Origin of the sequence: Emcibacter nanhaiensis, assembly GCF_006385175.1 — a bacterium.
In the GTDB taxonomy this organism is placed as follows: domain Bacteria; phylum Pseudomonadota; class Alphaproteobacteria; order Sphingomonadales; family Emcibacteraceae; genus Emcibacter; species Emcibacter nanhaiensis.
The window spans coordinates 1-13,719 of sequence record NZ_VFIY01000007.1; the positions used below are offsets into that span (position 1 = coordinate 1).

A 13,719-nucleotide genomic window follows, 5' to 3' on the forward strand; every position below is an offset into this window, starting at 1 on the left:
TGCTGCAGGTAGCCGCCGAACGCCTTGTGCATGCCGTCGTCGCTGTCGCCCACCGACATGGCGGCAGAGGTATCCCCGTGATAGCCGGCCTTGAACCCGACAAAGCGGGCCCGGCCTTCGATACCCTGGTTGAGCCAGAACTGCACCGCCATCTTCAGGGCGATTTCCACGGAGACCGATCCGGATTCGGAAAAAAAGACGTGATTAAGGTCGCCGGGCAGAAGCCCTGCCAGCCGCCGCGACAGGTCAAGCGCCCCCTCATGGACCAGGCCGCCCAGCATCACATGGGACATCCGGTCGATCTGCGCCTTCATTTTCTCTTTCATGCCGGGATGGTTATAGCCGTGGCAGGCGGTCCACCAGCTGGCGATGCCGTCAAGAAGCCTGCGGCCGTCGGCCAGCTCCAGGTAAACCCCGTCGGTGCCGACCACCGGCAAGGCATCCGGCGCCGTTTTCATCTGGGTATAGGGCAGCCAGATATTGTCATAGCCTTCCCGGTACCATTCCGGAAGATCCGCGCTCAGCTCTTTGCTATTCGACATTATTTGCCTTCGGGGTTAATGCCCAGACGCTCGAACAGCTCCGTGTCCCGGTTCTGGATCGAGTTCGGTGTGGTCAGCAGCTTTTCCCCATAGAAAATGCTGTTGGCACCAGCCATAAAACAGAGTGCCTGCATCTCGTCGTTCATCTCCTCGCGGCCAGCGCTGAGACGCACATAGGAGGCCGGCATCAGGATTCGGGCCACGGCGATGGTACGGACAAAATCAAACGGGTCCATTTTGCCTTCGCCGAACAGCGGCGTGCCTTCCACCTGGACCAGCATGTTGATCGGAACGCTGCCCGGATGCTGCGGCAAGTTGGCCAGGGTCTGCAGCATGCCGGCCCGGTCCTCGAGGCTTTCGCCCATGCCGACGATACCGCCGCTGCAGACGTTAATACCGGCGCCGCGCACCCGCTCCAGGGTCTCGAGCCGGTCTTCGTAGGAGCGGGTGGTGATAATCTCTTTATAATATTCCGGGGAGCTGTCCACATTGTGATTGTAATAGTCCAGTCCCGCCTGCTTGAGCCGGGTCACCTGTTCCTCGTCCAGCATGCCGAGCGTGACGCAGGTTTCCATGCCCAGGTCCTTGACTCCCTCGATCATGGCCACGACCGCATCCATATCGCGGCCCTTGGGACTGCGCCAGGCGGCCCCCATGCAATAGCGGGTCGCGCCGGCTTCCTTCGCCTTTTTCGCTTTTTCAATCACTTCCTGCACAGCCATCAGTTTGCTGGCGTCCACTTCGGTCTGGTAGCGGGCGGACTGGGGACAATATTTACAGTCTTCCGGACAGCCGCCGGTTTTAATGGAACACAGCTGGCTCAACTGCACCCGGTTGGGGTCGAAATGCGTGCGGTGTATTGTCTGGGCCTCAAATAACAGGTCCATGAAAGGCATGTTGAAATATTCCAGGATTTCCCGTTTGGTCCAGTTGTGACGGAAACCGTCCGCATAGGCGCTCTCATAGGAGACAGTGGAGGAAATTTCAGAAGCTTCACTCATTTGATATCTGCTCTCAGGCTTTGTTTCAAAAAAAGTTGCAGTCTTGACAAACTAACTCGGTATAACTGGACTCAGTTCATCAATTACCGGACTAGGTTCAATTGCTGACAATAACTCTAAAATCCTTGACGTAATTGTCACGTTTCATCTTCACCAAAATCATTTTTCTCCAGAGGAAAGGTAATAGTTACATTAAACCAACCCAAGAAGCAGCCAAATAAGCACATAACACTTGCCCATATAGCTGCAGCGAATGGCCCAGGCACAATGCCCATTTCAGGAAAACTTCCAGTGAAATAGAGTCCGAGCGCCATCGACATCCCATTAAAAAATGGCAAAGATCCTTGTTTGAAGGTATCGGACCAGCGCATGGAATAGACCAGGAAACAAACCCCGACAAACAAACCCACCGATATTGTCAAATCACCAGATGTGCACACATCTGGCAGAAAATCTAAAAAAGGTGTGAGAGTTAGGGTAATCGCGGTAATAAAGGCGGCATAGCAAAAGCTCGGAATAACAACCTTCATCGCTTCCGGTTTGGCACCAAGAGCAAAATACTCGGCCCATACGATAAAGGCACACCACAGCGCGAAATTATATTCTCCTAGCCATAGCCCAAATGGCATTGATACTAAAACGGTTAAGGCAACTGCCAGCCAAAAAGGTATCCTCTCTACCACCACAATTGGAATATCTTTTGTTTCAGACATAATTTTTACTCCGGAGAAAAAATGAGGCTGGCAAACCTTAAGAAAAGAAAATTTAGTCCTGCCAGCCTCAATGGGAGATGAGCGTTTTTTCCAGTGATCTAGAAGTTACGTCTCGCAGAGACACCCCACCAACGAGGCTTACCCTGAGCTTCTTCATTACAACCACAGAGCTGCGCGAGGTCAAAGCCGATGACATTGTAGCGCTCATCGAAGACATTCTTGACGAATGCGTCAACCTCCCAGGAGCCATCGTCCTTCTCCCAACTCAGGCGGAGGTCAACAACCGTCCATGGATCAAAGCGTGAAGCGTCGAAATTGGACAGATTGTGGAATACACTTGACTGGTAGCTAACGCTTGCCTGTGCGGTAAGATAGCCACCAGCCACTTCTGGAATTGTATAGCGCACCAACCCAGATGCCGTTACCTCTGGCGAGAAGGTTGGCCGGACATCAACCAAGTTTCCTGCAATATTCAGATCTTTCACGACAGCGTCGATGTAGCCAAAGGAAACCATCATATCGAGATTATCAATAGGAGAAGTTACGAGTTCAACATCGAAGCCCTTCACCGTTGAATCATTGTTGGTGATAATATTACCAAGCCCCGTCCATCGAGACGCCTGGTAGTCTTTGTAATCATAGTAGTAGGCAGCAGCATTGAATCTTGCTGCACCTTCAAACAAAGTTGATTTGAAACCCAACTCAAAGGCATGCAGTACTTCTTTATCGTACGGAATTTGTTCATCAGTAATATCAGCACCGCCAGAATTGAAGCTGCCCGCCTTTACACCCCTGCTGAAACTCCCATAGATCAAAATGTCATCAGTAGGTAAATAGTCCAGTTGCAGTTTTCCGGTGACCAGATCTTCTTTGGTTGCATCCGTGAAGAGACCGCGACTACTCAAGGGGTTAGCATAATCCCACGCCAACGGATCCACCTGTGGCGTGGTCAGAACATCAAATTCATACTCTTTCTTTTCAATAGTACCACGGATACCAGCAATCAATCTCCACTGTTCGGCGAGGTCATATTCTATCTGACCGAAGAGTGAGTAGGACTCCGTATCCAGATCAGCGATACGAGGCTGATCGAAACCACCGCCCACTCCAGCAGAGAAGATTGAACTGTCGATAGCCCCAAAACCAGTCACGCTATGGGACTCAATATTAAGGTAGTAGAAACCTGTCACCCATCGATAATTATCGCCTTCCCCACTCAGGCGGAATTCTTGAGTGAAAGAGTCAATATTCGCGTCCCCGAACCAGAAAAACTGGTCCGCAGGACCCGCCTCCAGGTCAAGCGCCTGAAACTTCTCATGATGCTTCAAATCTGTTATGGAAGTGAAAGTAACACTTTCGAAATCTGAGGCAAAGCGCGCCGTAGCACCATACGTCTGATACTTATTCAGGTCATCAAAAGCATAGTCGCTTGACGTAATGAAGCCATTGCCATCAGGATCAAGATAACCAAAAAAATCACCTCCTGGCACCGGTCGCAATGTATCGGCGTCCAGATCAAATGTACCACTCAGACCAACGCCATTCGGCCCGATCATTTCCCTAGTCTCATCCGCAGCCGCCCGAATGGTATTGATATGCCCGCCATTCTCGTCAATGATCGCGACGGTTGGAGTTGACTGATACGGCCCTACCGAAGCCGTGGTCTCTGTCCAAAATGCCGACAAAAGAAGGCTGGCATTGCCACCAAAATCCTTTTCGAGATGCAGCCGCAGAGCCCGGGTATCGTCCCCACCGAGATCGGCACCAGCTCCCGCAGGCTGAGCTGTTCCATTATTGATTGGTGCAACTGCAAGAACAGAATCCGGTATATAAACATTGTCTGGATACGAGTTTTTCACATAACCATCATTCTTGTTATAAAGACCAGAAAGCCTGAAACGCAGTGTATCTGAAATAGGACCACCTACTGCCCCCTCTAATCGGACCTGATCGTATGAGCCATATGTAGCATCGACATACCCCTCAAACTCCTCCGTCGGCTTACGAGTTAAGAAATGAACCAACCCACCGGTTGCGTTTCGACCAAACAGCGTACCCTGCGGTCCTTTCAAGACCTCAACACGCTCTACGTCAAACGATGCAAAGATCTGTCCTTGTTGAAAAGCTACGTAGCCCTCATCAATGTAAACCGCGTTTGGTGCCTCAACATGATCGTTAAAATCATTTTGGGTTACACCGCGAATAGAAAACTGCTGCTGTTGGCCGGCGAAGCTGCCGGAAAGAGATACACCCGGTGTAAATTTCGCAATATCCACACTATTTTCGACACCGATCTTTTTCATCTGGTTGCCGGAAAAGGTCGTTATCGCAATACCAACAGATTGCTGGCTTTCTTCTCGCTTTTGCGCTGTGACCACAACTTCTTCCAAAAGTATAGAAGTTCCATTGTCGGCTTCGCTGCCGTGGGCAAACATTACACCCGGAAATCCTGCCACGACACCGCAAGCAAGCGCAGTAGAATTCTTGATAAACGACCGACCTTTTTGGCTTTTTAGCATGATATCTTCCTCCACAGCATGATATTTTCTCCGTTACTGAATACTATGCTTCTAATCTTGGGACTGGAGTTCCTTTCCTCCTTTCCCACAACAAGAGCCTGCTAGTAAAAAACATTATTGTAAAATACTATTTCATATATTCTATTATATATTTTTTTAATATTATAGGCGATGCCCGGAAAACATTTTCTCCATAAGTTAGAATTTTTTTCGTTTTATTTCCTATGGTTATAGTAATATATAAAGATGGTTACCTGACAAGAAAAAGGCGGGCGGCGAGCATTTCCACCCCTTTATTATATTTTTTTATAATAAGCATATATATTTTTTATTATCTGGTTTTGAGCTAAAACTTAACAACTACAGCCCATCAGCAGGCCGCCAGAATAAAAGAAAGCCCCCTCCTTTGAGGGGGCTTTCAAGGTGCCAACAAATTTTGGGGGGATGAGAAGTGTTGGCGTACTAAGTTAACAGGTCTCGAAGATCTTGCAGAATGTTTTGGCGTTGTTTTCTAGCGGACAGAGCTTCATCCATACTCACCTTTTGGAAATGCACAGGCATATGCGGTTGCAGTTGGCCAATTATATCCATATCGGCCGATATAACGGTCCCAACCATAAAATAACCGCCACCGGAAACAGCATCTCTATGCAGAACAATGGGCTCCGTTCCACTCGGCACCTGAATCGAGCCATACGGATAGCAGCTGTCGACAATATTTGATGGATCTGAACCAGCTCCAAATGGCTGTTCACGTTCTACGAACTCTAGTCTCTGACCGCCTTTAAAACGATACCCGATTCTGTCAGCCTCAGGCGCTACTTTCCATTCATCTGCAAGGAACTGCGCCTTTGCTGAATCGGTTAGACGATGCCAATAAATGTCTGGAATCATACGGAGAGTAGTCGGACCCGCGATCACACGGCGATAGTCCTCCGGTACCGATAAACGATCCCTGGCAGTCGTGCCTGCATCACCAAGCGCGAGAACATCTTCCCCCTGAACAGGGCGACCATCTTTACCACCCAATACACCCAACGCATAAGTGGAACGGCTGCCCAGAACCTCAGGTACATCAATACCGCCAGATATCGCAATATATATTCTGGCGCCGGATTTAAGAAAATCAAAAGACAACGTGTCACCAGCTGTGACCTGAAATGCCTCCCAAGCCGGCATTTCCTTTCCGTTTATCCGAGGCGGCATCTCCGCACCAGTCACAGCAACAATTCTGTCGTCTGAGAATTCCAGCTCCGGCCCCATAAAGACAGCCTCCAACGCTGCTGCCCCCTCTTCATTTCCAACCAGCATATTCGCGACCCTTAAAGAATAACGGTCCATCGCCCCAGATTGGGGAATGCCAAGATGATAGTAGCCGAATCTCCCCAAATCTTGAACGCTGGTGGCCAGACCTGGCGCCTTAACTGTTACTGACATCCAGAATCTCCATCAGTTTCCTATTGTATCCATCCATATCCGCCTTGAACTCTGCCAGAGAAAAGTTCACGTTCCGGATTTTCGGTTCAAATACTCCGCTCTCGACGGCTTCAATAATCTGGTCATATTCAGTTCGCTCAACTGGCCGGAATTTTACGATGTCGCCCGGTTTAAAGAAGATCATAAAATCTTTGAGATGGCTGACTTTTTGATCGGGGTCATAGATCGGCATAGGAGTTACACCAAACATCTGATATCCTCCTGCTCCCCTAACGGAATAAATACAGCCAAAGCACCCACCGTGCCCCACTGTCAGCTTTGGAGTGTCCGTTCGCGGCGTCAGATATTTCGGAACCTCAAGTTGGCGAGGCCGATCGACCATCTGATACATGAATGGAAGACCGGCAACAAAGCCCACCATTGTCACAAACCAGGGAGACCCGTGATGAGCCTCGATAAACTCTTCTACAGAGGAGAATCCATTGATCCGCGCGCCATACTCAAGGTCCGTTCCCTCGGGGTCCTGGTGACGCTCCCTGAAACGCATAAGAGTTTCATATGTCCAGGGATCCCCATAGAGAACTGGAATCTCGATAATTCGCGTATCTAGCTTGTTTGCAGCCTGCTCCGCCTCAACCTCGATAGCCTTTATGCGCGCAAGGATATCTTCAGGCGCAATAATGTCCGGATTATAGCGGATCTGGAAAGAAGCGTTGGCCGGACAAATCTCCAGGAGACCATCAATGTTGCCCTGACTAATCGCCCTGGTCATTGAAAGACTTTTGAAGAAAGCCTCCAGCGACATTTCCTCATCTATTTCAACGAAGATATGTTCATCACCCCCAAAGGAATATCTGGTCTTCATGCGGCACCTTTTTCTTGCTCTTCCGCCAAACTGGACTGATTGTCTTCCAGCCACACCTCAAGCCAACGAGTATCAAATTCGCCTTCCCGCACATTTCGATCCTTTGCCAGGGCCTCGAATAGCGGCTGAGTGGACTTCACACCCCCGATACTCAGTTCTGCAAGAGCGCGCTCCAATCGAGCAATCGCCGCGGATCGATCCTTATCCCACACAATCAGCTTACCTAACAATGAATCATAAAAGGGAGGAATCACATAACCTGGATATATCATGGCATCGAAACGAATGCCCGCCCCACCGGGAACACGCATCTCGCTAATTTGTCCGGGCCAGGGGAGAAACTGCTTTGCCGGGTCTTCTGCGTTGAGACGCACCTCGATTGCATGGCCAGTACAGGGAATATCTGACTGACTGACCGAAATTTTCTCTCCACCGGCAATAAGGATCATCTCACGAACCAAATCCACGCCCGTGATCATTTCAGTCACCGGATGCTCGACTTGAATTCTGGTATTCATCTCAATGAAAAAATACTCATGTGTGTTTGAGTCATATAGAAACTCTACTGTTCCCGCCCCCTTGTAGAAAACCTGTGCGGCAAGATCGACCGCCGATTTACACAGCTTTTCCCGCACATCGCCCGGGAGCATGGTCGCAGGCGCCTCTTCCCATACTTTCTGGCGGCGGCGCTGCATAGAACACTCCCGCTCATAAAAGTGAACAACATTCTCGCCGTCCCCCATTATCTGGACCTCTACATGGCGGCTTTTTTCAATGAAACGCTCAATATAGAGCCCCCCATCACCGAAGGCTGCCTGTGCTTCTGCACTCGCCTGGTGAGCTTGCTCCCTGAACGCGTCCATATTACTTACAACACGTATACCCCTGCCGCCGCCACCGGCTGAGGCTTTGATCATCAGAGGAAATCCTATTTCCTCAGCAACCCTCTCAGCCTCGATTAAATCGCCAATCCGCCCGTCACTACCGGGCACTATTGGCACACCTGCCATCCTTGCGGCATTTCGTCCACCAACCTTATCTCCCATCATACGTATCGTATTACCTGATGGACCAACAAACACCATACCCGCACCAACAACAGCGTCGGCAAAATCAGCGTTTTCGGCAAAAAAACCATAGCCAGGGTGGATAGCATCCGCACCACATTCCTTCGCTGCGCTGAGGATCGCGTCAGCGGACAGATATGACTTCTGAGCTTGAGCGGGTCCAATATTAACCGCTTCATCCGCCATTCGGACGGCAAGCGATTCCACATCAGCATCGCTGTAAACCTGCACTGTTTGAATACCCAACTCTCGTGCCGCACGGATTATCCGGACGGCAATCTCGCCGCGATTAGCAATCAACAACTTCTTAATTGAACAAACCATCAAAACATTCCAATTATTCGATTTCAACAAGAGGCTGACCAGGCATCACCGCCTCTTCCGAACTGACCAGAAACGCCTTGACCGTACCAGAAACATTGGCTCGCAACTCATGAAAGGATTTCATTACTTCAATCAGACCTACCACATCTCCTTCCGAGACAGCATCGCCAACTTCCTTGTAGGCCGGCGCATCCGGAGACGGAGTTCTGTAAAAGGTGCCCGGCAGATGGGCAATAATTTGCGTACTCATTTCTTCTTCTCCATTACTTTGTAGTGGCAGGCATATATGGCGACAGGACCTCCCGGACTTGCTTTGCCACCTCTACCGAATTGGGTGTATCGGAGTGGACGCAGACAGAACTGACCTGAACGTCAATATCCGCCCCCTCTACCGTCGCAACCTTACGCTCCATAACAGCCCTAAGACAACGAGCTGCAGCTACAGATGGGTTTACCACATCATGGCTGCGCGTAATCACAAGATGTCCATCACGGTCGTATTCCAGGTCTGCGTAAAATTCGGGCACAAAGTCCAGCCCTCTACCCTTATAGACTTCCTCATGCAGAGTACCGGCCAAGCCAAACACTGACACCTGATAGTGCTCTGCGACATCCGCAATAGCCTCGGCAATCTCCTGTTGGCGAGCCGCCATGCCATAAAGCGCGCCATGGGGCTTCAGGTGATTAAGAGTCAAATTGTTGATGTCCAGAAAGGCTATAAGCGCACCCACCTGATAAAGAACGATATCGAAAATTTCTTCCCTGCTCACTTTCATTTCCCGTCGACCGAATCCCTGAAGATCGGGTAGTGAAAAATGAGCTCCAATCTTTACGCCATATGATTTTGCAAGCAACACAGTCTTGTGCATATGACCAGGATCAGAAGCATGAAACCCACACGCAATGTTAGCCTCTGTCACATACGGCATGATGGCCTCATCATCTCCCATCTGATAAAGGCCGAAGCCCTCCCCCATGTCACAGTTGATATTGATGGACAATGCGCCCTCCACACCATATTCAGTAAATAAATCGATTATTATATTTGACACTTGGAGTGAATTTGTAAAATATAATTTTATATAAATATTTTTCTGTTTTTTTTATATCACAGGATTGCCGCCATTATATACGAAGATGCCAAGGGAGAGCCTCAGAAACATATCTATGTTACTAATTTAAAACGATTTTTACTTTTTATTTCTTTTCATCTGTTGGCGCTGGGCATCAATTTCACAGGTGTTTACGGCATTTATTTTTACAATAATATATTTTGATTCATTTATTTTTCACATGTCATTCCGTAACTAGCAGGACTATCGAGATATGATATCACTGAAACAGATACGCTATTTTATTGCAGCAGCCGAAGCCGGTCAGATTACCGAAGCGGCATCACACCAAAATATTTCCCAGTCGGCTATTACCACAGCCATCAAAAGCCTTGAAGAGATGCTGGACGCTCGTTTGTTCGAGCGCCACTCGCATGGCATCACCCTAACCTATGAAGGAAAACAGTTTCTTCACCGAGCAAGAAATGTGCTTACTGCCGTGGAAGAAGCGATCAGGTTCCCAAAAGAAGCCCACCGTAATATTGCTGGCAAAATGCGACTTGCCTGCACTTACACTGTCTCAGGCTACTACATTCCAGAATATGTTACTCGTTTCATAAGAAACTTCCCAAACGTCGAACTGGAACTATTCGAAGCACCGCGAGGAGCAATCGAGGAAGGTCTGATTTCAGGCCACTATGATATGGCCGTGATGCTTACGTCCAACTTGCTGAATCAGGAAGACATTGCGTATGAAACCCTGATGAAATCCCCCCGAAAACTTTGGGTTAGTTCCGACCATAAACTAGTTCAGCAGCCGACAGTAACCCTGAAAGACATCGCCGAAGAACCATACGTCATGCTTACTGTAGACGAGGCCAGCAATACAGCGCAAAAATACTGGAACAAGACTCCATTCCGACCCAATACGATTTTTCGTACATCATCAGTAGAAGCCGTAAGGGGACTGGTTGCAAATGGTGTAGGGGTTACCATACTCTCTGACATGGTTTATCGTCCCTGGTCTTTGGAGGGGCACCGAATTGAAGCTCGGGAGATTTCAGAGAAAATCCCAACGATGGATATAGGCCTCGCCTGGAAACAGGAAAAGGAATTCTCATCCGTAGAAATGGCATTCCGTGAATTCATGAGCCAGATGAAGGTTGAATTCGACTAGTCTAGCAAACCGGGAACGGTTCAATCCTTCATGTATTTAGGAATAGCGATGTCGCATTGACACCTAGCCCAACCCGACAAAGAAGAATATGCCCCCAAATTCGGTAGCTAGCCGATATATGACATGATCTTCAGTGATGTAAGTGATGTTCTGAAAATGAGTGACCGTTACAACTTAATAACATGTCAAATTTTGCACCAAGATCTCGTATTGTTTGCACGCACCCTTTTTTTGATATGCTTCTATCAACCTTCCTTAACCAACCTTGATCTATTTCAACTAGAAAAAAAGGGCCCTTTCGGGCCCCAGTCAGTCTGCAATGCAAAAGGCCCGTCTATCTGGCCATCAAGACCTGTTCCAAGATATCAAGTCCCTCGTTAAGAAGATCGTCGCTGGCCGTCAGCGCCGGCAGGAAGCGGATCACGTTGCCGCGCACCCCGCAACTGAGCAGGGTGAGGCCTTTTTCCGCGGCGTCGCGGACAATGCGGCCGGTGAGCTCCGGGTCGGGCCGGTCGGCCTCGCCGTCTTTGACCAGCTCCATGGCGATCATGGCGCCAAGGTTGCGCACTTCGCCGATCGAGCTCATGCCGTTGCCCTTGAGGCGCAGCAGTCGGCCCTTGAACAGCTCGCCGATCTCCACGGCGCGCTGGCACAGGTTATCCTGCTCGATAATCTCCATCACCTTTAGCCCGGCGACACAGCCGAGCGGTGAGCCGCCATAGGTGCCGCCGAGGCCGCCCGGCGCCGCCGCGTCCATCATGTCCGCCTTGCCGACCACGCCGCTGATCGGGAAGCCGCCGGCCATGGCCTTGGCCACCGTCATCAGGTCCGGCTCAACGTCGCTATATTCGGTGGCAAACATCTTGCCGGTCCGGGCAAAGCCGGTCTGGATCTCGTCACAGATCAGCAGCATGCCGTGTTCATCACACAGTTTGCGCAGCGCCTGCATGAAGTCGGGGCTGGCCGCATAGAAGCCGCCCTCGCCCTGCACCGGCTCGAGGATGATCGCCGCGACCCGTTTGGGGTCGATATCCGCCTTGAACAGGCCGTCCAGCGCCTCCAGGCTCATCTGTTCGGTGATGCCGTGATAGGCCACGGGATAAGGCACATGATAGATGTCGGACGGAAACGGGCCGAAGCCGACCTTGTAGGGCGCCACCTTGCCGGTCAGCGCCATGCCCATCATGGTGCGGCCGTGAAAGCCGCCCTTGAAAGCAATGATACCGGAGCGTCCGGTCGCGGCTCTTGCGATCTTGACCGCATTTTCCACCGCTTCCGCCCCGGTGGTGAGGAAAATGGATTTCTTGGGGCTAGGTCCCGGAGCAGCGTCATTGAGCTTTTCCGCCAGCGCGATATAGCTCTCGTAAGGATTGACCTGGAAACAGCTGTGCGAGAAGTTATCCAGCTGCGCCTTCACCGCTTCAATGATCCGCGGGTCACTGTGCCCGGTGTTGTTGACGGCGATGCCGGTGGCAAAGTCGATATAGCGCTTGCCTTCCACATCCCAGAGTTCGGCATTTTCCGCCCGCGCCGCAAAGCGCTGGTGCATGGTGCCGACACCACGAGCCACCGCCGCCTCCCGGCGCGCCCAAAGTTCTGCATTCGTCATGTTAAAGCCCTCCTATCAGGCAATATTTCAGTTCCACATAATCATCGATGCCGTAGTGGGAGCCTTCCCGCCCGACACCGCTCTCCTTGACACCGCCGAACGGTGCCACTTCGGTGGAGAGTATCCCTTCGTTGATACCGACCATGCCGTATTCCAGCGCCTCGGCGACCCGGAACACCCGGCCCAGATCCCGGGCATAGAAATAGGCGGCGAGGCCATAAGGTGTATCATTGGCCATGCGGATCACCTCATCTTCATCGCGGAAGCGGAACACCGGCGCCACCGGGCCAAAGATTTCCGCCCGGGAGATCTCCTCGCCATGCTGCAGGTTGGTCAGCACGGTGGGTTCAAAATAATTCTCGCCAAAGTCATGACGTCCTCCACCGGTGGCTGCCGTACCGCCCGCCACAATCGAGGCCTTGACCAGCCCGTCCACCTTCTCCACGGCCGCCTGGTTAATCAGCGGGCCAACAGCTATCCCCTCTTCTGCGCCATCACCAACTTTCAACTTCTCCACTTCCTCGGTCAGCCGGGCGACAAAGGCGTCATGGATCCCGTCCTGGACATAGAAGCGGTTGGCGCAGACGCAGGTCTGGCCGGCGTTACGGTATTTGCTGGCCATGGCGCCCTTGATTGCCGCTTCCAGGTCGGCATCATCAAATACGATGAAGGGCGCATTGCCGCCGAGCTCCAGGGAAACTTTCTTGACGGTTCCCGCGCATTGCTGCGCCAGCAGCTTGCCCACCGCGGTGGAGCCGGTGAAGCTGAATTTGCGAATTGTCGGATGAGTGGTCAGCACCCGGCCGACGTCCGCCGGTTTGGTGGTAGTGACAATCTGCAGGCAATCTTCCGGCAGGCCTGCTTCCAGCGCCAGTTTTTGCAGCGCCAGCGCCGACAGCGGTGTCGCTTCCGCCGGCTTTACTATAGCGGTACAGCCCGCCGCCAGCGCAGGGGCCACCTTGCGGGTGATCATGGCATTGGGAAAGTTCCAGGGCGTGATGGCGCTCACCACACCGATCGGCTGCTTGAGCACCATGATCCGCTTGTCCGCTCCCGGGGCCGGGATCATGTCGCCATAAAGCCGTTTACCTTCCTCGGCGAACCATTCGATAAAGCTGGCACCGTAAGCCACTTCGCCCCACGCTTCGGCCAGCGGTTTGCCGCACTCCGCCGTGATGATCCGGGCCAGCATCTCCTGATGCTCCATTATCAAATTATACCAGCGTGTGAGCACCGCCGACCGCTCCTTGGCGGTACGTTTTGACCAGTCGCCAAAGGCCGTTTCCGCCTTCTCCACAGCGGCTTCCACCTCTGTGACCGTCCAGTCGCGGACAACCGCAAGTTCGCTGTCATCCACAGGATTAAGCACGAGCAATCCTGTTTCCTGGCCGAGATAATCGGCCAAAAATTCCA

At 51.3% G+C, this 13,719-nt stretch carries 12 protein-coding genes; 1 reads left to right on the forward strand and 11 read right to left on the reverse strand.

Annotated features, from left to right (window positions below; translation table 11 throughout):
• The 9 genes from FIV46_RS08660 to pxpA form a co-directional block, all read right to left on the reverse strand.
• Positions 1-542: aminotransferase class III-fold pyridoxal phosphate-dependent enzyme (locus FIV46_RS08660; RefSeq protein WP_139940520.1), on the reverse strand; the 542-nt coding region annotated here is incomplete at its 3' end.
• On the reverse strand, positions 542-1,543 hold the full coding sequence (bioB, locus tag FIV46_RS08665; RefSeq protein ID WP_139940522.1) for a biotin synthase BioB: 1,002 nt from the start codon (positions 1,541-1,543) through the stop codon (positions 542-544). The genes FIV46_RS08660 and bioB, both read right to left, overlap by 1 nt.
• A 137-nt stretch (positions 1,544-1,680) precedes the next feature.
• Positions 1,681-2,256 carry a hypothetical protein gene (locus FIV46_RS08670; RefSeq protein WP_139940524.1) on the reverse strand — a complete coding sequence of 192 codons (576 nt, stop codon included), beginning with the start codon at positions 2,254-2,256 and terminating at the stop codon, positions 1,681-1,683.
• Between the two features lie 98 nt (positions 2,257-2,354).
• Positions 2,355-4,775, reverse strand: coding sequence for a TonB-dependent receptor (locus FIV46_RS08675; protein WP_139940526.1), 2,421 nt, complete (start codon positions 4,773-4,775; stop codon positions 2,355-2,357).
• 462 nt (positions 4,776-5,237) lie between these two features.
• Positions 5,238-6,212, reverse strand: a complete 975-nt coding sequence (locus FIV46_RS08680; protein ID WP_139940528.1) for a 5-oxoprolinase subunit C family protein — start codon at positions 6,210-6,212, stop codon at positions 5,238-5,240.
• Positions 6,196-7,077 carry a 5-oxoprolinase subunit B family protein gene (locus FIV46_RS08685; RefSeq protein WP_139940530.1) on the reverse strand — a complete coding sequence of 294 codons (882 nt, stop codon included), beginning with the start codon at positions 7,075-7,077 and terminating at the stop codon, positions 6,196-6,198. The genes FIV46_RS08680 and FIV46_RS08685 overlap by 17 nt, the downstream gene beginning before the upstream one ends.
• Positions 7,074-8,468, reverse strand: a complete 1,395-nt coding sequence (locus FIV46_RS08690) for an acetyl-CoA carboxylase biotin carboxylase subunit (RefSeq protein WP_139940537.1) — start codon at positions 8,466-8,468, stop codon at positions 7,074-7,076. Before FIV46_RS08690 ends, FIV46_RS08685 begins: the two co-directional genes overlap by 4 nt.
• A 13-nt stretch (positions 8,469-8,481) precedes the next feature.
• A complete protein-coding gene (locus FIV46_RS08695; RefSeq protein WP_139940532.1) occupies positions 8,482-8,718 on the reverse strand; it encodes an acetyl-CoA carboxylase in 237 nt (78 codons plus the stop codon).
• Positions 8,719-8,731: 13 nt separating this feature from the next.
• Complete coding sequence (gene pxpA, locus FIV46_RS08700; RefSeq protein ID WP_139940534.1) at positions 8,732-9,469, reverse strand: 5-oxoprolinase subunit PxpA; 738 nt, start codon at positions 9,467-9,469, stop codon at positions 8,732-8,734.
• Positions 9,470-9,794: 325 nt separating this feature from the next.
• Between pxpA and FIV46_RS08705 the strand changes: the two genes are divergently transcribed.
• Positions 9,795-10,697, forward strand: coding sequence for a LysR family transcriptional regulator (locus FIV46_RS08705; RefSeq protein ID WP_139940535.1), 903 nt, complete (start codon positions 9,795-9,797; stop codon positions 10,695-10,697).
• 334 nt (positions 10,698-11,031) lie between these two features.
• Here FIV46_RS08705 and gabT read toward each other — a convergent pair whose 3' ends face one another.
• Both gabT and FIV46_RS08715 read right to left on the reverse strand, forming a co-directional pair.
• Positions 11,032-12,306: a 4-aminobutyrate--2-oxoglutarate transaminase gene (gene gabT, locus FIV46_RS08710; RefSeq protein WP_139940536.1), complete on the reverse strand. Its 1,275-nt coding sequence runs from the start codon at positions 12,304-12,306 to the stop codon at positions 11,032-11,034.
• 1 nt (position 12,307) lies between these two features.
• Entirely contained in the window at positions 12,308-13,711 is a 1,404-nt protein-coding gene (locus FIV46_RS08715; protein ID WP_139940538.1) for an NAD-dependent succinate-semialdehyde dehydrogenase, read from the reverse strand.
• Positions 13,712-13,719 lie beyond the last annotated feature (8 nt).

What these genes read in the sequence shown, in the direction of transcription:
- FIV46_RS08705 (WP_139940535.1), top strand. Translation starts at nt 9,795, where the DNA reads ATGATATCACTGAAACAGATACGCTATTTTATTGCAGCAGCCGAAGCC.
- FIV46_RS08685 (WP_139940530.1), bottom strand. Translation starts at nt 7,077, where the DNA reads ATGAAGACCAGATATTCCTTTGGGGGTGATGAACATATCTTCGTTGAA.
- FIV46_RS08695 (WP_139940532.1), bottom strand. Translation starts at nt 8,718, where the DNA reads ATGAGTACGCAAATTATTGCCCATCTGCCGGGCACCTTTTACAGAACT.
- FIV46_RS08690 (WP_139940537.1), bottom strand. Translation starts at nt 8,468, where the DNA reads ATGGTTTGTTCAATTAAGAAGTTGTTGATTGCTAATCGCGGCGAGATT.
- gabT (WP_139940536.1), bottom strand. Translation starts at nt 12,306, where the DNA reads ATGACGAATGCAGAACTTTGGGCGCGCCGGGAGGCGGCGGTGGCTCGT.
- FIV46_RS08670 (WP_139940524.1), bottom strand. Translation starts at nt 2,256, where the DNA reads ATGTCTGAAACAAAAGATATTCCAATTGTGGTGGTAGAGAGGATACCT.
- FIV46_RS08680 (WP_139940528.1), bottom strand. Translation starts at nt 6,212, where the DNA reads ATGTCAGTAACAGTTAAGGCGCCAGGTCTGGCCACCAGCGTTCAAGAT.
- FIV46_RS08675 (WP_139940526.1), bottom strand. Translation starts at nt 4,775, where the DNA reads ATGCTAAAAAGCCAAAAAGGTCGGTCGTTTATCAAGAATTCTACTGCG.
- bioB (WP_139940522.1), bottom strand. Translation starts at nt 1,543, where the DNA reads ATGAGTGAAGCTTCTGAAATTTCCTCCACTGTCTCCTATGAGAGCGCC.